17 protein-coding genes are annotated in these 19,584 nt (G+C 40.6%); 5 read left to right on the plus strand and 12 right to left on the minus strand.

What is annotated here, in order from left to right:
* Window positions 1-25 precede the first annotated feature (25 nt).
* The 4 genes from pgsA to ACGHEH_RS02260 all read right to left on the minus strand — a co-directional run bounded on the left by pgsA (window position 26) and on the right by ACGHEH_RS02260 (window position 4,430).
* Window positions 26-571, minus strand: a complete 546-nt coding sequence (gene pgsA / locus ACGHEH_RS02245; RefSeq protein ID WP_390441459.1) for a CDP-diacylglycerol--glycerol-3-phosphate 3-phosphatidyltransferase — start codon at window positions 569-571, stop codon at window positions 26-28.
* Between the two features lie 41 nt (window positions 572-612).
* Window positions 613-2,436 carry an excinuclease ABC subunit UvrC gene (uvrC, locus tag ACGHEH_RS02250; RefSeq protein WP_390441461.1) on the minus strand — a complete coding sequence of 608 codons (1,824 nt, stop codon included), beginning with the start codon at window positions 2,434-2,436 and terminating at the stop codon, window positions 613-615.
* 9 nt (window positions 2,437-2,445) lie between these two features.
* Entirely contained in the window at window positions 2,446-3,096 is a 651-nt protein-coding gene (gene uvrY, locus ACGHEH_RS02255; RefSeq protein WP_058030543.1) for a UvrY/SirA/GacA family response regulator transcription factor, read from the minus strand.
* Window positions 3,097-3,281: 185 nt separating this feature from the next.
* The gene (locus ACGHEH_RS02260; RefSeq protein ID WP_390441463.1) at window positions 3,282-4,430 is read right to left on the minus strand and encodes a dicarboxylate/amino acid:cation symporter; all 1,149 of its coding nucleotides are present in this window, start codon (window positions 4,428-4,430) and stop codon (window positions 3,282-3,284) included.
* A gap of 210 nt (window positions 4,431-4,640) precedes the next feature.
* On the opposite strand from ACGHEH_RS02260, the gene ACGHEH_RS02265 reads away from it, so the two are divergent.
* The 4 genes from ACGHEH_RS02265 (at window position 4,641) to ACGHEH_RS02280 (ending at window position 10,080) form a co-directional block, all read left to right on the plus strand.
* Window positions 4,641-6,980 (plus strand): DUF5916 domain-containing protein, encoded by a 2,340-nt coding sequence (locus tag ACGHEH_RS02265; RefSeq protein ID WP_390441465.1) that lies wholly within the window; start codon window positions 4,641-4,643, stop codon window positions 6,978-6,980.
* A gap of 141 nt (window positions 6,981-7,121) precedes the next feature.
* The gene (gene cysK, locus ACGHEH_RS02270; RefSeq protein WP_390441467.1) at window positions 7,122-8,090 is read left to right on the plus strand and encodes a cysteine synthase A; all 969 of its coding nucleotides are present in this window, start codon (window positions 7,122-7,124) and stop codon (window positions 8,088-8,090) included.
* Window positions 8,091-8,214: 124 nt separating this feature from the next.
* Window positions 8,215-9,102 (plus strand): substrate-binding periplasmic protein, encoded by an 888-nt coding sequence (locus ACGHEH_RS02275; protein WP_390441469.1) that lies wholly within the window; start codon window positions 8,215-8,217, stop codon window positions 9,100-9,102.
* Window positions 9,103-9,225: 123 nt separating this feature from the next.
* Window positions 9,226-10,080 carry a Tim44 domain-containing protein gene (locus ACGHEH_RS02280; protein WP_390441471.1) on the plus strand — a complete coding sequence of 285 codons (855 nt, stop codon included), beginning with the start codon at window positions 9,226-9,228 and terminating at the stop codon, window positions 10,078-10,080.
* A gap of 217 nt (window positions 10,081-10,297) precedes the next feature.
* On the opposite strand, the gene ihfA is transcribed toward ACGHEH_RS02280, so the two are convergent.
* The 6 genes from ihfA to ACGHEH_RS02310 form a co-directional block, all read right to left on the minus strand.
* Window positions 10,298-10,594: an integration host factor subunit alpha gene (gene ihfA / locus ACGHEH_RS02285; RefSeq protein WP_058030549.1), complete on the minus strand. Its 297-nt coding sequence runs from the start codon at window positions 10,592-10,594 to the stop codon at window positions 10,298-10,300.
* A 2-nt stretch (window positions 10,595-10,596) separates the two neighbouring features.
* Window positions 10,597-12,984, minus strand: a complete 2,388-nt coding sequence (gene pheT / locus ACGHEH_RS02290) for a phenylalanine--tRNA ligase subunit beta (RefSeq protein ID WP_390441473.1) — start codon at window positions 12,982-12,984, stop codon at window positions 10,597-10,599.
* A 13-nt stretch (window positions 12,985-12,997) separates the two neighbouring features.
* Window positions 12,998-13,978: a phenylalanine--tRNA ligase subunit alpha gene (gene pheS / locus ACGHEH_RS02295; RefSeq protein WP_058030551.1), complete on the minus strand. Its 981-nt coding sequence runs from the start codon at window positions 13,976-13,978 to the stop codon at window positions 12,998-13,000.
* 83 nt (window positions 13,979-14,061) lie between these two features.
* A complete protein-coding gene (gene hda / locus ACGHEH_RS02300; RefSeq protein WP_390442390.1) occupies window positions 14,062-14,772 on the minus strand; it encodes a DnaA regulatory inactivator Hda in 711 nt (236 codons plus the stop codon).
* Window positions 14,769-15,824 carry a DUF2066 domain-containing protein gene (locus tag ACGHEH_RS02305; protein WP_390441476.1) on the minus strand — a complete coding sequence of 352 codons (1,056 nt, stop codon included), beginning with the start codon at window positions 15,822-15,824 and terminating at the stop codon, window positions 14,769-14,771. The genes hda and ACGHEH_RS02305 overlap by 4 nt, the downstream gene beginning before the upstream one ends.
* 65 nt (window positions 15,825-15,889) lie before the next feature.
* A complete protein-coding gene (locus ACGHEH_RS02310; RefSeq protein ID WP_390441480.1) occupies window positions 15,890-17,083 on the minus strand; it encodes a diguanylate cyclase in 1,194 nt (397 codons plus the stop codon).
* A 161-nt stretch (window positions 17,084-17,244) separates the two neighbouring features.
* Between ACGHEH_RS02310 and ACGHEH_RS02315 the strand changes: the two genes are divergently transcribed.
* Window positions 17,245-17,685 carry a VOC family protein gene (locus ACGHEH_RS02315; RefSeq protein WP_390442392.1) on the plus strand — a complete coding sequence of 147 codons (441 nt, stop codon included), beginning with the start codon at window positions 17,245-17,247 and terminating at the stop codon, window positions 17,683-17,685.
* Between the two features lie 20 nt (window positions 17,686-17,705).
* Here the strand turns inward: ACGHEH_RS02315 and ACGHEH_RS02320 are convergent, their stop codons facing one another.
* Together ACGHEH_RS02320 and greA are read right to left on the minus strand one after the other, a co-directional pair.
* Window positions 17,706-18,959, minus strand: coding sequence for a hypothetical protein (locus ACGHEH_RS02320; protein WP_390441482.1), 1,254 nt, complete (start codon window positions 18,957-18,959; stop codon window positions 17,706-17,708).
* A 131-nt stretch (window positions 18,960-19,090) separates the two neighbouring features.
* Entirely contained in the window at window positions 19,091-19,567 is a 477-nt protein-coding gene (gene greA, locus ACGHEH_RS02325) for a transcription elongation factor GreA (protein WP_130256981.1), read from the minus strand.
* Window positions 19,568-19,584 lie beyond the last annotated feature (17 nt).

Below are 19,584 nucleotides of genomic sequence, written 5' to 3' on the forward strand. Positions count from 1 at the left end.
CTGCTGCCTATATAGCCGTAAAATATCAAGATTTAATCAATTCAGACTTTGCCGCATTCAAATATGCCAGCATTGAGGTCACTGTTAGTAGTGTTGCAATTGCCAAAAGGACATAACTTAACATAGTCATCCAAGGCGCATATTGCCAAATCAAACCAATAATGGCTAACATTTGTGCAGCAGTTTTAAACTTACCCATATTACTCACTGCTACATTGCCACGCTTGCCTTGCTCGGCCATCCATTCTCTCAGTGCAGATATCACAATTTCGCGGCTTATAATGATAAGCGAAGCCAAAGTAATAAAGATGTTTTGATAGTGAGTGGCTAAAACAACGAGAGCCACACTGACCATAACTTTATCTGCAACTGGATCTAAAAACGCACCAAAAGGCGTTGATTGATCGAGTTTTCGTGCCAAGTAGCCATCAAGAATATCGGTTACCGATGCTAGCCAGAAAATAAAGGCGGCAGCAAAAAAAGCCCATGAGTAAGGCAAATAAAACACCACTGCAAAAACAGGGATAAGTAACAATCTAAATGTTGTTAAGGTATTAGGAATATTCCACATAACTACTTTGTGTATCTTTTTTTATAGTGTTGCATGATCAATTAGGCTTTGTCATGCAAATGATTAAATATCTTTTCAGCCATATCTTGGCTGATCCCAGGCACTTGATTTAACTGCGCTATAGTAGCCGATTTTACACCTTGCATACCACCTAAGTATTTTAACAAGGCTTGTCGGCGTTTCTGCCCTACTCCTTCTATTTCTTCTAACAGAGATTGAGTTCGTTGTTTTTGCCGTTTGTTTCTGTGTCCAGCTATGGCAAAACGGTGTGATTCGTCACGTATGTGCTGAATTAAATGTAAAGCAGGTGAATCAGAATCCAAATTTACGGTTCGTCTGCCACCATCTATTAGTAAAGTCTCAAGTCCGGGCTTTCTGCTCGTACCTTTCGCAACACCAACTAATAATGGCATTTTGCTGTGCGGCCAATCTTCAAAAAATGCTTCTGCTTTATTAAGCTGCCCTTTACCACCGTCTATAAAAATAACGTCTGGAATTTTTTCTTCATCTTTTAACTTGCCATAACGTTTATTCAAAGCAAATGCCATTGCCGCATAGTCATCACCAGGTGTGATCCCCGTAACGTTGTAGCGGCGATATTCTTTATTATTTGGTCCACTGCCATCAAATACCACACATGAAGCTATGGTGTTTTCACCCATGGTATGACTGATATCGAAACATTCCATGCGGTTGATATCGCTCAGCTGTAGTGCTTCTTTTAATAACGCATAGCGTTTAGTAATCGAATCTTGCGCGTTTTGTTTTACCACAATGCTGTTGAGTGCATTTTTATTTGCAAGTGCGAGATATTGCGCACGTTCAGAGCGAACAGAAGCCTTTAACTCTACTTTTTTATCGGCCAGTTGCGATAGCGCATTGATGAGTTCGTTTTGATCTTGTAATTCAAAAGGCAACACTATTTCTTTTGGGATCTGTCGTTGCGTGCCCGCGCCTACATAATATTGCCCAATAAATGAAGTGACGATTTCGTCTTGTTGCGAGTCTTTAGGCACTTTAGGGAAGTAGGTCTTGCTCCCTAGTACTTTGTGGTCTCGCACCATTAATAAATGAATGGCACAAATGCCGTTTTGCTGCTGGAAACCAATTATGTCTATTTCGCCTAGGTTACCGGCCACAAACTGCTGTTCTTGCATTTGTCTTAAAATCGCAATTTGATCTCGGACTTTTGCCGCGAGCTCAAAGTTCAAGGCCATGCTGGCCTGTTCCATTTTTTCAACTAAGGTCGCGATAACTTGATGTGATTTGCCTGATAAAAACTGTTTTACCAGTTCAACCTGCTCTTTGTATTCACCATCAGAGACTTTACCAACACAAGGCGCTGAACAACGCTTTAATTGGTATTGCAGACAGGGACGACTGCGGGCTCGATAATACGCGTCTTCACATTGACGAACAGGGAAAATCTTTTGCATCAAGCGCAAACTTTCAGACACCGCAGCGCTACTAGGATATGGTCCGAAATAATCCCCTTTTTGTTTTCGACTACCTCGGTGAAAAGCCAACCTTGGGTGCTTATGGCCACTTAAGAAAATATAAGGATAGGACTTGTCGTCTCTTAACAAGATGTTGTATCTAGGTTGATACTGTTTAATGAGATTATTTTCGAGAAGTAGTGCTTCGGTTTCAGTATTGGTGAGCGTTACCTCTATATTGGCAATGTTACTTACCAGTACTCGGGTTTTAGCGTCGGGAATGTTGCTACGAAAGTAACTCGAAACACGTTTTTTTAAATTTTTCGCCTTACCAACATAAATAACCTGATGCTGCGCATCGTACATACGATAAACACCAGGTTCTGTAGATAATGTTTTTAAAAAGGCTTTTGAATCAAATACTGCCATTAAAAATGATTAGTTTGATGTGTCTATATCGATCATTTTATGGCGAATGGCCAAATGTGTCAGCTCTACATCACCGCCAACATTTAATTTTTCAAACATTCGATAACGATAGCTGTTCACTGTTTTCGAACTCAAGTTAAGTCTGTCTGCAATATCTTGGGCTTTTTCGCCTTTGGTGATCATCAGCATGATTTGCAGTTCACGCTCAGACAAAGACTGAAATGGGTTCTCATCATTACGACCACTAAACTGCGCAAGCGCAATTTGCTGTGCAATTTCAGGCGCAATATACCGCTGCCCTGAATTTACTGCACGGATCGCATTGATCATTTCGTCAGAGCCCGTACCTTTCGTTAAGTAGCCCTGTGCACCCACTTGCATCACTTTGCTTGGGAACGGATCTTCACAATGAACCGTTAATACAATTACCTTAATATCAGGGTTGTATCGACAAATCTTTTTCGTCGCCTCAAGACCGCCAATCCCCGGCATATTCATGTCCATTAATACAATATCAGGGTTATTGTCACGACAGAATTTAACTGCCTCTTCACCCGTTTTAGCTTCGCCGATGACTTTAAAGCCACGAACATCATCGAGAATTCGTTTGATGCCGGTTCTAACTAACTCATGATCATCAACTAATAACACATTAATCAATGGCACACCCTCACAGAAAATTTGGTAATCGCAATCACTAAAAATAGCAATTCGAGGTTAACACATAATTATGTAAAAAATAACGATTAAACTTTTGTATTAGTTAAAAAACCATACTAAAGAACCAAAAAAGGCCAGAATTTGACTCCTGACCTTTTAGTGTTCAAAAACAAATAATTGTTAGATTATTTACTCTGCTCTGAGAACTTATTTACCCATAAGGCAATCACACCATCGCCGGTAACATTACAAGCCGTACCAAAGCTATCTTGTGCAAGGTACAGTGCAATCATAAGCGCAACAGCCCCCTCTGAGAAACCAAGCATTGAAGTCAGTAAACCCAGAGCCGACATTACCGCTCCTCCCGGCGCACCAGGCGCTGCGATCATCACCACACCTAACATAAAGATAAATGGCAAAATACTGGTAATGCTTGGCATTGACATCTCGGGTGACAATAACATCACCGCCATCGCACAAGTCACGATCGTAATCGTTGAGCCAGAAAGGTGAATAGTTGCACATAAAGGCACAGAGAAGTTAGCAACTTCATCTTTTACGCCATTGGCCTTACTGGCTCGTAAAGATACAGGAATTGTCGCCGCACTAGACATAGTACCTACCGCAGTAAAGTAAGCTGGTAACATGTTTTTGACTAATTCAATGGGGCTGCGTTTTAACAAAATACCCGAACCAATAAACAAAACAGATAACCACAGCCAGTGCATCACAACTGCTGCAACTAAAACAATACCAAACGTGCTTAAAGTATCAGCCACTGTGCCTGCAACCGCCATTTCAGCGAATACACCCGCAATGTAAAAAGGAAGAGCTGGAATAATCACTTTCGCTAGCAAAGCATCAATGACATCACGGCCTTGATCAACTACATTCTGTAGGTCTTTCAATGCTAGTTGACTAATACCAATACCAAATATGAATGCAGCTGCCAATGCAGTCATTACGCCCATCAAAGGTGGAATTTCAATGTTAATAAAGCTTTTTAGTTCAGTTGCCTGAACGGCTTGGTAAGTCGTTGTGCCCTCGAAAAATGGCACAAATGCGTTTACCAACAAGAAAGCTAAGGTGCCCGCTAAAATAGTAGAGCCATAAGCAAAGCCCACTGTTTTACCTAAAAGATGTCCTGCACCTTTAGGTAAACCTGCGATACCTGAGGCTATGAAAAACAAGATAATTAAAGGAATGGTAAAACTAATTAATTGACCGACAATCACTTTAAATGTGTAAAGTAGCTCTACTAGCGGTAAAGGTAGATATGAGCCCACCACAATACCTGCGGCAATACCGGCAAGTAACTTCAAAATTAACGACATAAATTATCCCTGATAAAAACGATGTGCCGTTTTAACATGTTTTACAGAGGATTTGTTATAAATTCGTTATTCTTCATCAGAATCACTATAAAGTGGATGTGTCGAGACACTTAACTTAAAAAAAGGTGCCTCCAACGATTATGCGTTGTTAACAAACCTAGAGTGCTATTTAATTTATGCTAATTTCTGGTGCTATAAATTACCGCAATAATGTTAAAAACTTCTCTGCCTATTATCAGTGCAGCATTTCTCGCTGCTTCTAGTCAATCAATTGCTTCTGAATCACTGCCTTTTATTAACGCTAAGGCTGAAATAGATGGCAAACTTGACGAAGCCGTTTGGCAACAAGCTAAAAAAATAACCATTAACAATGTTACATGGCCGCAAGAAAACATTGCGAGTCCAATTGAAACAACGGCTTACGTATTTGAAAATGGTACCTCATTATTCATTGCTTTCGATGCAAAAGATCCAAACCCTGAACTTATCCGCGCCTTCTATCGAGACCGTGACAGTGCATGGAACGATGATCTAGTTGGTATCAAAATTGATTCTTTCAACAATAGCTTGAGTGCTTATCAATTATTTATCAATCCGCTCGGTGTGCAACAAGACTCTATCGAAAATGAACTAACGAAAAGCGAAAACAGCTCTTGGAATGGTATTTGGGATAGCGCTGGCACTATCCATGAGGGTGGCTATTACGTGGAAGTTGAAATTCCTTTAAGAGTTTTGAACTTTGATGACAGTATAGACACAAAAACCATGGCAATGGAGTTTTTAAGGTTCTACCCACGAGATCAACGTCTTCGTATTTCGAGTATGCAGATTGAACATGCCAACAACTGTTGGATCTGCCAAATGCCTGAGTACACCGGCTTTGAGCAAGCAAAACAAGGCAACAATTTTGCGCTTATTCCATCACTAGTTGCAAGTAAACAACAAACTCGAGATATCAATGGGAATGAAACTGGAGAATGGATTGATGAGGATAATGTCGAGCCAAGCTTAGATGTAAAATGGGCTATCAGCCCAGATATGACACTTAACACCACTCTGAATCCTGATTTTTCTCAAGTTGAAGCGGACACTGGCCAGTTAAGTGTAAATAATAGCTTTAGCTTATTCTTCCCTGAAAAACGCTCTTTTTTCTTAGATAACGCCGACTATTTTTCGTCTCACTTAAACCTTATTCATACTCGTAATATTGCTGCGCCTGATTATGGGGTGAAATTTACCAGTAATAAGCAAGGCCATACTGTTGGTGCTTTCATTGCTAACGATGAAAAACTAAATGTAATGATCCCAGGTAACTTAGGCTCGCGCGTTGTTTCATTTGACCAAAAAAGCGAGAATTTAGCATTAAGATACCGCTATGACTTTAATAATTCGTTATCCATTGGTACGACAACAACGGCAAGACAAAGCGAGGGTTACAGTAACCAAGTGATTAGCTTAGACAGCAAGTATAAGCTTACCAATAACGATATTTTTAAAGCACAGGTGTTGCTTTCTGATACCGACTATACGCAAGCTTTTGTTGATAAATTGTGTAATGGTGAACAAGGTGACTGTCAAAAGCCATCTCAGCCAGAATGCGACAGAGACTCAGACTGTGATTTAAATGAAAGCACTTTGCGTGTGCTTAATGAAGAAGATACTAAAGGTATGGGTTACTTATTAAATTATGAGCATAACGAAAAGCATTGGCGTGCTTTCACCAGCTATCAGTACCGAGATAGAGGTCTGCGCTCTGATTTAGGTTTTATGTCGCAAATCGACTTCAATAAGTTTTTAGCTGGCTACGAGTATCGTTGGTATGGCGATGAGAATACTTGGTGGAACCGTGCAAATTGGTACACTGATTGGGACATTACACATAACGACAATGATGAGTTGTTAGAGAAAGAAGTACAAACTAACTTCTCTATCAATGGTCCACTGCAAAGCCGTATTAATACAGGTGTAGAACATAGAAAACGTACAGGCCTTAGAGATAACGAAGCAAGCCTTGCCATTGACGGAAACACAGATTTGTTTACCGAAAACAACCTCTGGATCTACATGGAGATGAAGCCTATATCTGGTGTGTTTACCAGCCTTAATATTAGCACGGGAAATAAAGTCGACCTTGCTAACAACCGTCTAGGTGACCAGTTCAGAGTACGTCCTGTCATTAACCTCAATTTAGGTAAGCATTTTGAACTGCGCTTCAGACACACTTATCAAACACTAAAAGCAGAGGGCGCAGACGTATTCACTGCTAATTTGACTGATGTACGAATGACCTATCAGTTTAATTTAAACAGCTATTTAAGACTGGCAGTGATTAAAAGAGACATTGATCGCAACCCGAGTATGAACAATGATTCAGTTGATGCTACTTATAAAGAGTTAAGCACGCAGCTGCTTTATTCTTATAAGTTAAACCCTCAAACTGTGTTCTTCGCTGGCTTCTCTGATAGAGGCTATCAAGACGATGAACTAGAAGAAATTACAAAGGATTCAAAGACTTTCTTTATGAAATTTAGCTATGCTTGGTTAATGTAATGTAAAGCATATAAAACAAACTTTTTATACTTTTCGGCTATAAGCATATTTGATATATCTTATAGCCAATCTTTCCTTCTGTTTTTGTCCGACCTCAGTAAAGTGAACACTAATTAAATCTAGATCATGAAAGAGAACACAATGTCTAAAATCTTTGCAGATAATAGCCTAACTATTGGCAATACTCCGATCGTTAAATTAAACCGTGTAACTGGTGGTAACGTTTTCGCTAAAGTTGAAGCTCGTAACCCAAGTTTCAGTGTTAAGTGCCGTATCGGTGCTTCAATGATCTGGGAAGCTGAAAAAGCAGGCACTTTAACTGAAGGCAAAGAAATCATCGAACCAACTTCAGGTAACACAGGTATCGCACTTGCGTTTGTTGCTGCATCTCGTGGTTATAAACTAACGCTAACTATGCCAAATACAATGAGCCTTGAGCGTCGTAAGCTACTAAAAGCGCTAGGTGCTAACCTAGTTCTGACTGAAGGCGCTAAAGGTATGAAAGGCGCTATCGAAAAAGCGAATGAGATCCTAGCGAGCGATCCAGAAAAATACGTATTACTTCAGCAATTCGAGAACCCGGCTAACCCGAAAATTCACTTCGAAACAACTGGCCCTGAGATTTTTGAAGCGATGGAAGGTAAAGTTGACTTCTTCGTTGCTGGTGTTGGTACGGGTGGTACTATTTCTGGTACTACACGTTACCTTAAGCAAGAGAAAGGCCTTGATGTAAAAGCCATCGCGGTTGAGCCTGTTGATTCTCCAGTTATCACGCAAACACTTGCAGGTGAAGAAGTTAAGCCAGGCCCTCATAAAATCCAAGGTATCGGTGCGGGTTTCATCCCAGGTAACCTTGACCTAGAACTTGTTGATGGTACTGAGCTAGTTTCAAATGAAGATGCAATTGAAATGGCACACCAGCTAATGCGTGATGAAGGTATCCTAGTGGGTATTTCTTCAGGTGCTGCTGTTGTTGCAGCTAAACGCCTTGCTGAGAAGCCTGAGAACGCTGATAAAAACATTGTTGTTATTTTACCAAGTGCAACAGAGCGTTACCTATCAAGCCCTCTATTTGCAGACAAATTCAGCGATCAAGAATTAGTTCAGTAATTCAATTACTGACTTTTTGACACATAAGAAAGCCGACAATTGTCGGCTTTCTTCGTTTTTGCCTTTGCGTTTTCATCTGGGCTTCCTAAACTTAGAGTTAAGTTTTTATCAAACTAACGCCTTCATGCGACTATTTATTTTTATACTTCTCCTTTTTAGCGCCAATGCTGTTGCCGGCATGAATGTTGGCTACTTCAAAGATAACATCTATCAAGTTGTTCAAGGCAAAACATACAAAAATGGCTTGTTATTTAATGCTAATGACTCTGAACCTGTTCACATCGTAACACTTGACTGGCCGCCTTATATTGGTAGCCAATTGTGCAATAAAGGTTGGGTGTACCAATTCACAGTGGCTTTGCTGGTAGAACAAGGGTATAGCGTTTATGTTGAGTTTTTACCTTGGGCAAGGGCTGTAAGAGCTGCTGAGCTCGGCAAAGCTGATATTCTCATGCCAGAGTACTACATTGAAGACTCAGCCCCTTCAGACACTGTTGAGGGCAAAACTAGGCGAGAACTTCTCGCGCTTTCAAACCCCTTCCCCGGCGGGGAGATTGGCTTTTTAAAACGCAAAGGCGATGCTGATAGGTTTACCGGAAACTTACTGTCACTTAAAGGGCAAAAAATTGGAGTTGTCAGAGGGTATCAAAATACCCCAGAGTTTGATGCCATGATGGACAACAATGAGTTTACTATAATTGAAGCTGTCGACGACTTACAATTGGTCAAACTATTAGTTGGCAAACGTGTTGACCTCATCATTGGCGACCCCAAAGTGCTTAAATTTACCGTCAGTTACTCTGAACTGCCACGACCAGAAAAAGCGACCCTGTTAAGGAATATAGAACGTGAAACCCATTCGCTTCAGTACAATAACCTCTATTTTGCATTGAGCAAGCAATCTTCTCGCTGGCGAACATTGCTGGGCGACATCAATAAAAGCCTATATCAATTCAACAACAGTGGTGAAACAGATCGGATCGTCGATATGGGGATCACTGAGTGTTACTAAATTCCATATTTGCTGACATTTAGTTCGATTAAAACTGTCTTTAAGCACTTTTTTATAAAATTTTATTTAACTTTAACTATTCATTATTTAAACTAAACAAAATTTCAGTTTAATAGGAATAGTATGAAAAACTTTCTCGTTATTTTTTCACTGATCTCACTTTTATTCGCAACTAGCTTCGATGCTGAAGCACGTAAGAAGTTCGGTAAAAAGAAATCAGGAAAAACGCACAGCACTTCAACTACTCAGCAGAAACAACAAGTTGATACAAAAAGCCTTCCTGCGAAAACAGCTGGTAAATCAAGTAAAAAAGGCATTATGGCCGGTGTACTTGGTGGTTTATTAGCAGGTGGTTTAATTGCAGCCATGATGGGTGATGATTTTGAAGGCTTCCAGTTCTTAGAAATGATCCTACTAGCGATTGCCGCATTTGTTATTTTCAAGCTGATCAAAGGCATGATGGCAAAGCGCCAGCAGCCACAAATGGCAGGTGGCCCTCAGTTTGGTCAGCAGCAACAATTCCAACAGCAGCCACAGCAATTCCAATCGCAGCAGCCTCTTCAGTCTTCAGGTGGTTTCGGACAGCAAAATGATGTGCCATTTAACCTGCCTAAAGATTTTGATGTTAACGGCTTTTTACAAGGCGCACGTGACCACTACCACACAGTACAACAAGCGTGGAATGACAAAGACTACAACAAAATGTCTGAGTACCTAAGCCCAGCATTAGTTGAAGAATTTAAAGCTGAGCGTGAACAACATGACAGTGTTGCAACTGAAGTAATGTTTGTTGATGCACAGCTTGTTCGTGCAGACACGCACCCACATGTTTGGGAAGTGAGCATTATGTTTAAAGGTAAATACCGTGACCTTGGTGACAATCAAGAAGAGCCAATTCATGAGATTTGGCACTTAGAGCGCCAGACTCAAGGTGATGCACCTTGGTTGATCGTTGGTGTTGAAGACCTGATTGATTAATTTATCAAAAATATAAAAACGCCTCTTAATGAGGCGTTTTTTTATGCCTGAATTTTAGTCCCACTCATAACAAGCAACTCTTAATACGTTTTACTTTACTTTGCGTTTTAGCTTCTAGCTTCTAGCTTCTAGCTTCTATTCAAAATAAAGCGCCAGAAAATAAAAAACCCTAGCTTACGCTAGGGTTTTCTTTATAAATCAGGTGAGACTAGATCAGCTATTCTTTGCTTGTTCCCACTTCTACACGTGTCTTCAACTTCTGCCCTGGGCGGAAAGTTACAACACGACGCGCAGAGATTGGAATATCTTCTCCAGTTTTAGGATTACGTCCTGGTCTCTCTTTCTTGTCTCTTAGATCAAAGTTGCCAAAACCAGAAAGCTTTACCTGCTCTCCTTTTTCCAGCGCTGAGCGGATTTCTTCAAAAAACGCTTCAACTATGTCTTTGGCATCCTTTTTGTTCATCCCCAATTTTTCAAATAGGTGTTCAGCTATGTCTGCTTTAGTAAGCGCCATATCTAGTCCCTCAACGATGCATTAAATTTGTTGGCAAGTTCTGCCACCACGTTTTCTACAAGCGTATTGATATCATTCTCTTCGAGCGTTTTATCAGCTGCTTGCAATGTAAGAGCAATCGCTAGGCTCTTAAAGCCCGGCTCAATACCTTTGCCCTTGTACACATCGAATAAGTTTAGGTCAACTAATTGATTTCCGCCAACTTTCTCAATGCTATTTAAAATATCGCCTATTTTTACGTCATCCGCAACTAAAATAGCAATATCTCTGCGATTTGATGGGAATTTTGACACGCTAACCGCTTCTGGCAGCTTACGAGCAACTAATGTATCTGCTTCAATTTCAAATACAAACGCCGCATTGTTTAAACCAAGAGACTTTTGAAGCTGAGGGTGTACAGCACCAATAAAACCAACTTTCTTGTCATCAAGGTAAATCGACGCTGATTGACCTGGGTGAAGGCCATCATTTGTTTCAGCTTTAAACGAAAAACGACTTTCGTCATTTGTTAAAGCAATAAGCGCTTCTACATCGCCTTTAGCATCAAAGAAATCAACTGGCTTAGACTCAATTGACCAATGCTCGTTATGGGTATTACCGTAAATGATACCGCCTAGAACCGCGATTTGGCTCACACCATTTTCTGCAGTTTCATCTTTTAAGAACTTTAAGCCATGTTCAAAGAAACGTAAACGTGATTGCTGACGGTTTTGGTTATATACAACTGTATTGATTAAACCTGTCAGTAAACTTACACGCATTGCCGACATTTCAATCGAAATTGGGTGCGGTAATACTAACGCATCGCTTTGTGGGTGAAGTTGCTGCTGTACTTTAGGGTCAACGAAACTGTAAGTAATCGCTTCTTGGTAGCCACGTGCAACCAGCTCATTTCTGAATTTAGCAACTGGAAGTTTAGCTTCTTGGTGCGTTGTCATCTTAAGCGCAGCTGTCGGTGCTACATTTGGAATATTGTTATAACCAAATACACGCGCCACTTCTTCGATTAGGTCTTCTTCGATGCTAATATCGAAACGGTAGCTTGGCACTTGTGCATTCCAAGTGTCGTTTGCAAATTCAACTGTTAAACCTAAGCGAGTTAGAATGTCTGTTACCTTAGCATCTTCAATGTGATAGCCAATCACGCGATCTAAACGCTCGCGACGTAATGTTACTGACTTCTCAACTGGAAGATCTGCTTCAGATACTGCTTCAACAACTGGACCTGCTTCACCACCTACAATCTCAAGTAGAAGTGCTGTTGCACGTTCCATAGCATCGTGTTGAAGCTTAGGGTCAACGCCACGCTCGTAGCGGTGTGATGCATCTGTGTGTAAACCATAGCTACGTGCTTGACCTGCAATCGCCAGTGGAGCGAAGAAAGCGCTCTCAAGTAAGATGTCTTGCGTGCCTTCTTTAACGCCTGAACCTTCGCCGCCAAAAATACCCGCCATTGCTAGCGCTTTGTTGTTATCAGCGATAAGTAAAGTTGAAGGATTAAGTTTTGCCGTATTACCATCAAGTAACACAAGCTCTTCATTTTCGTTTGCGTTACGAACCTGAATACCACCTTCAATAGCTGCTAAATCAAATGCATGCATTGGGTGACCAAGCTCAAGTAACACATAGTTTGTTACGTCAACAACTGGATCGATTGAACGTACGCCTGAACGACGAAGCTTTTCTACCATCCAAAGCGGAGTTGTCGCTTCAAGGTTAATACCTTTAATGATACGGCCTAAGTAACGAGGACAAGCTTGGCTGTTTACTAGCTCAATATTAATCGTGTCTTCAATAGTTGGCTCAACAGCTGCGATCGCAACTTCTGTTACATCTTGGCTGTTCAATACACCAACTTCACGTGCAAGACCTTTAATACCTAGACAGTCACTGCGGTTCGCTGTTAGGTCAACGTCGATTGTCACGTCATCAAGGTTAAAGTATTCACGAATACATTGACCAATTGGTGCGTCTGCTGGTAGTTCTAAAATACCATCTGAGCTTTCAGCCATGCCTAGCTCTTCAAACGCACATAACATGCCGTGAGAAGGTTGGCCACGAAGCTTTGCCTTTTTAATTTTGAAGTCGCCCGGTAATACCGCGCCAACTTTAGCAACTGCAACTTTTAGACCTTGACGACAGTTTGCTGCACCACACACTATGTCTAACAGCTCATCTTCACCTACATTGATTTTTGTTACGCGTAATTTGTCAGCATCTGGGTGTTGACCACATTCAACCACTTCACCAATTACAACGCCACTGAAGTCACCAGCGACAGCGTCTACGCCATCAACTTCAAGGCCAGCCATTGAAAGTTGTTCAGAAAGAGCCTCGGTATCGATAGCTGGATTTACCCACTCACGTAACCACTTTTCACTAAATTTCATATTTCTTCCGCTCTTATCTGAATTGGTTTAGGAATTTCATGTCATTTTCGAAGAACGCACGTAAGTCGTTCACACCGTAGCGAAGCATAGTTAAACGCTCAACGCCCATGCCGAATGCAAAGCCTGTGTATTTTTCTGGGTCAATGCCAACAGATTTTAGTACGTTTGGATGCACCATACCGCAGCCTAATACTTCTAACCATTTACCGTTTTTACCTTTTACGTCTACTTCAGCAGAAGGCTCTGTGAACGGGAAGTAAGATGGACGGAAACGGATTTCCATATCTTCTTCAAAGAAGTTGCGAAGGAAGTCGTGCAAAATACCTTTCAGTTCAGTAAAGCTCACATCAGTATCAACCATTAGGCCTTCAACTTGGTGGAACATTGGCGTATGTGTTTGGTCGTAATCGTTACGGTAAACACGGCCTGGAGAGATAATACGTAGTGGCGGCTGTTCAGTTTCCATAGTACGGATCTGCACACCACTTGTTTGCGTACGTAAAACCAACTTAGGGTTAAAATAGAAAGTATCGTGATCAGCTCGTGCAGGGTGATGCTCAGGAATATTCAGTGCATCAAAGTTGTGGAAGTCGTCTTCAACTTCAGGACCAGATTTAACAGCAAAACCTAACTCGCCAAAGAAAGTTTCAATTCTTTCAATTGTACGAGTTACTGGGTGAATGCCCCCTGTCGGCATTACACGACCTGGTAAAGTCACATCAATTGTTTCTGCAGCGAGTTTCTTTTCAAGCTCAGCAGCAACCAATGCTTCTCTCTTTTCGTTAATTGCGTCTTGTACTTGCGTTTTGGCTTTGTTGATCACAGCACCTGCGTCTTTACGCTCTTCTGGTGCTAATTTACCTAAAGTCTTTAAAAGACCTGTGATCTCGCCTTTTTTACCAAGGTATTTTACGCGTACATCTTCTAGATGCGCAATTTCGCTCGCGCTCGAAACGGCTTCAAGCGCTTCGGCTAAGATATTCTCTAAGTTCATTTTCTACCTGATCTTTATTGAGGTAATTTGCTGTTTATTAATCGACAATGATAACTGAAAGCAAGGGCTGGATTCTAGCCCTTCTACAGTTTTAAAGTGGCTTTTATGAAAGGAATTGTGAGTTTTCTTTGTGCAGCCATGGATGCATGATCGAGTCTGTCTAAAATATCGAGTAAAGCGCGCATATCACGACTTAGTCTAGTCAGTAAAAAACGCGCACATTCGTCGGTTAACTCAAGGCCGCGCATGTTAGCGCGTTTAACTAATGCTTCCGCTTTATCATCATCACTCATTGAGCGAATTTGGAAAGTTGTGCCCCACTTCAAACGAGACTCTAAATCAGGTAAGTTGATATGTAGCATATCTGGCAACAAGTCTGCCGTGACCACTAAACACTTACCTTTTTCATTAAAACGATTGAAAAAGTTAAATAGCGCTTTTTCCCACACATCAACACCAGCAACTAAGTGCACATCATCTATACACAGTACATCTAAAGACTCTAAACCATCGAGTACTTCAGGGCCAAAACTTATCACTTCTCTCAGGCTCAACAACATGGTCGATAAGCCTAATTCTTGTGCTGCAATACAAGTGGCATAAAGTAAATGAGACTTACCTGAGTCAGCTAAGCCACAAAGATAAGTAAATTGAAAATCTTCATTGCGATTCTCTAATGTCGCCTTTAAGTGATTTACTTCGAGAGACTCTTCCCCACCAAAATAGGCACTGAATGTTTCATCATCAGGTAAAGTCACTGGCAAAGCCATTTGCATTGGCTCTAACTGCATTATTCGCCTACCCATGAATACTTAAGGTTATGGCTGTCTTCAAGTTGATAAAATGCTCTTGGGTCTACAAAAGGCGTAAAGCTTTGCTCGAGTTTTATCGCTTTAACTAGGTCTGTGACATCTGAAGTGTGTTCAACTAAAAACTTTACCGCATCATTCGTACGCTCTATGACATCCACTTCAACAACAGTACTAATACTAATAAGCTGCCTTCTCGCCTGCTCTATGGTCACAAAGTCAGATAATTTATCGACTGTCAGAACTGAACTTGCCGATGCATAAGTTTTATTTGGGTCAATAGCAAACTGCTTTACCAAAGCACCAGAGAAGTTATTAACCATTTGAATAAGCACCTGTTGCTTATCACCGACTAACTGATTAGATTCAAATAATTCAGCGTCGGTATAACGCCACTCTAGTTGCCAAAAATCGCTGGCTTCTGGTTTGAACATTCTTGCTGTGATCACCCGCTCGGCTTGATAACGCATCGACGCAATTTCAACTGGTTCTGAAAAGTTACCCCAGACCTCTGCAATGCCCACTTTGCTTCTATCTTCTAAATCCATCAATGGCACAACCACAGGGACTCCCCAATCCTGAGCTGTATCATAAATAAGACGCTCTAACTGAGGGTAGCTTTCTTGGGTCACGAAGTCTCTACGAAAACCATCTTCAATCGCAAGCCAAATGGCAATCTTAGGTCGCCTATTACCCCATAAAGGTAGATTTGCATCTTGAACCAACTCTTCGACTTTTTGCGCTTCGAATTTTACTTTGATCTGTAGTTCACCATCACGCGTTTCTAGATACTCATACTTCAACATATAGTCAGAAATTGAGCGCATTGCTTGGCGGATTAAAGGGTGAGAATCTACTTCTGACTTACCTGTGAGCTTTTTGATCACATGGGTAAGCGCCGCTTTACTGGCTTCTACGCGACTGGAACGCGTTTTATCATCAATATAGAGCGTACTCTCATAAAGGTCTAATACCTCTATCGCCTTAGCTAGGCTTGGAGAGAGTAAACAACATAGAAGTAACAGTCTTAGGATCATATCAAGGTATTTAAAAAACGTTTGAGTTTGATCCTAAAGCAACTAAAAGATAAAGCAAGTTAAACCTATTGCTCATGACTCATAGCAAAGTGAACTTGGTTTTTGCCTTTATTTTTAGCCGCATACAAGGACTGATCCGCTTGGTGCAGTAAATTTTCAGCAGTAAATTGTTGAGTATAATTTCCTGCTACACCTATGCTACAGCCACAGTTAACCACTTGCTCTGACTCTAATTGTATCGGCTGTTGAATACTGCGTAACAGTCGTTGACAAAGCTGATCGAGCACGCCAAAGTGTAACGGCTCCATCAGTAATACCACAAATTCATCACCACCAATTCTGGCAACCAAGTCATACCCCCTCACTTCACTGGTCAACCTTTGTGCAACGGTTCTTAAAACCAAGTCACCACTTTTATGACCAAACTTATCGTTTATCGGCTTAAAGTCATCTAAATCCAGGTACAACACATATACTTCAATTTTGTTTCGTTCAGATTTTGAGGCTAATCGTGACAGCTCTTTGAATAGATACTTCCGATTCGCCAAGTTTGTGAGGTTGTCATGCAGAGATTCATATTCTAGTTGTGATTGTAGCTTTTCGCTTTTCTCAACCTCATATTGTAAGTCTTCTAAGCTTTGCTGCAGCTCTTGGGTTCTAGCTGCAACATGTTTTTCTAATTCAGCTTGGTAATCTTGCAAGGTTTGGTTGGCTTCGAGCAACGCTTGTTGGTTATTAAATGCATCTAGCGCAGAAGAGATGACATGACTAATGGTGTAAAGTACATCAACAATAACGCCAGAGTATTCATCATTTCGACGGTAAGATTGAATTATGAAGGCGCCGAGAAAGTGATTTCGATTTTTTAATGGAAAGCAAAGCCACTGTTGAGGAATTGTGCCTAACACTTGTAATGTGCCAGCATCAATTAACTGCTGTATTTCTACATCAGTAAAGTTACAGATTGTCTTTTGCTCTAACGCATAGGCTGTAAGTGTCTTTTTAATTTGTTCAAACTTAATATCTTCTAAATCTTCTGCCCGAATGTCGTCTTTGACATCATGAAAGTACGGAAAAGACAGCTCACCATTATTTTTGAATAACACCACATAGAAATTATCGGCGTAAGTCACTTTTTGTAAAATACAATGGATGTCAAGTAGGAATCTCTGAATTGAGTCACTGGTATTTAAGCATGCAACAATATCAGTCATGCTATCTATGACTTTGTTATCACTGGTAATGGTTAATTTGGCCATTTATATCCCTTGCATACTCATCTGGGCTACCCTAGATAAGTATAGTCCGTTAAGCTACGCGTCGTAATTAATTTAAGTTAGAACATTTAACTGATTTTTCAAACCAACCTGAGACTTTATTCGTTTAATGGGGTCCGTCACAAAGTTGATTAGGAGCAATGATGGAATTTTTACATACTATGGTGCGCGTTAAAGACCTAGACGCATCACTCGCATTCTACTGTGATCTATTAGGCCTTCATGAAGTGAAACGTTATGACAGCGAAGCTGGCAGGTTTACGTTAGTTTATTTAGCGGCGCCCGGCCAGCTTGAAACGGCTAAGCAAACGTTTAGCCCTACAATTGAGCTAACCTATAATTGGGATACCGAAGAATACACAGGCGGCAGAAATTTCGGGCATTTAGCATTTGCAGTTGAGAATATTTATGCGCTTTGTCAAAAACTCATGGATGCAGGTGTCACAATAAATCGCCCACCTCGTTGCGGCCATATGGCATTTGTTAGATCACCTGATGGAATTTCTATCGAGCTATTACAAAAAGGTGATTCTCTACCACTTCAACAGCCATGGGTAGACATGGAAAATACAGGGAGTTGGTAGCTTTAATATGCTTTTCGGGGTCAAAGGACCCCTTCAATTGTGTCTGTCTTGCCTAGTATTTGAATTGACAGTAAATCCTCTTTATAGGCATTAAGTGGGTCCTCATTCAAAACAAGGTAACTTTGAAAATCCCCTCCACTCCCTGAAGTCTCAGTGCAAAAAGCTTGCATACTGATCCGTTGTTCTTTATTCCATTCTTGAGCTTTCATCACCGAGAAAAGTTCTCTGAATGGAGATAAAGGCTCAATTGGGTACTCTGGGGCCATTTTAGCCTCATAGTTTTCATTATTAGTTGCCTGCTCAACACTTTCTATTTTTACTGGCAATAAGTTGTCTTGGTAATAATCAATAATCGCTCTAGAGAATATGTGTGTGTCATTCACCAATATCAAGCTGAACCCTGCTTCTTCACTTTTACATAAAGTATCATCTATGGTTGAGAGTAAATGAGATACTTGCCGAAGTAACTGCTCATCTGGGAGAATATCAATCAGCCACAGCAATTGCTTATCAAACAGTCCTCCTTGTTCATCTAATTGATTCTGAAACGTAGTGAAATCTGTATAGGGTGAATCCCCTTTCTTTTTTAGCTCATTAAAAACCAGAGCTGCTGTGATGCCATTAATATAAGCTATCGGTAAATGTGCATCCAAAATACAAATTGGTCGGCATATGTCTAAGCTGTTCATGATTTGGTGTATTGCAGGCTGATTGCCTGAAATAGGCATTATGTTCGAATGTAGCCCATAACCAAGTAACCATTCTTGTTCAGATAAGCTTTTATCTAGATAAAGTAATGACCTAGTAATATAACTGCCATTATAGTTCGGCATTTCTTTAAGCCATTCAATATGAAAACCAAATGGACCAAAGTTAAACCATTGCAACAGCAAAGAAGCTGTCACTAAATTCATATTCGTTTTTTGAAAACTTGGTATCACCGTTTGGTTTGGTGCAAGCTCAATAAAAGTGGCATTCATATTATGCTGATTTAAAAAAGACTTTATTTCATCAAGTGAAGCAAACCAATGTTCATTTTTATCATTTAACAGCAGCGCTTCATAAAAGGCATCAGTGCCATCACATGCTTTGTAAAACCTTCCGCCATAGAACACTCTCTGACTAGGTAGTTGTGTCACTTGAGGTTGCTTTCTAAACTCACAATAATGGAATTGAGTCAGAGAATTTACAGAAATTAGTGCTGAAACTTTGTCGAGTAATGCATCAAAAAATGCGTGATGCAAATCAAATTGAAGACGGGTATTTACAACCATAATAACACTCCTTGTTGGTATATAAACCCTAATCCATCATGCAAATTTTGCAATTACACCGTATTACAGGCATAAAAAAACCAAGCGAATGCTTGGCTTTTTAAAGTATGCAGAGCAAGAAGTCATTGAAGTTAGATATACTCTACTTCAATAATTTCGAATTCAACGTCACCGTTTGGTGTTTTGATTGTTACTGCATCATCTAATTCTTTACCAATTAAGCCACGCGCAATCGGTGAATTAAACGAGATAAGATTGCTCTTGATGTCTGCTTCATCATCACCAACAATTCTGTATGTTGTCTCTTCGTCTGTATCACAATTCACGATTGTCACTGTTGAGCCGAAAATAACTTTGCCGTTATTTTGCATCTTAGTAACGTCAATAATTTGTACAGTCGACAGTTTTGCTTCAATTTCTTGAATACGACCTTCACAGAAACCCTGCTCTTCACGAGCAGCATGGTATTCCGCGTTTTCTTTTAAGTCACCGTGTTCACGGGCTTCCGCAATGTCAGCCACGATTTTAGGACGACGAACTGTTTTTAATTCGTTTAGCTCTTCACGTAGTAGTTGCTCACCACGTACTGTCATCGGAGTTTGTTGCATTGTCATTCTTTCCCAGA

Source organism: Pseudoalteromonas sp. MTN2-4 (genome assembly GCF_042848605.1).
Taxonomy (GTDB): Bacteria; Pseudomonadota; Gammaproteobacteria; order Enterobacterales; family Alteromonadaceae; genus Pseudoalteromonas.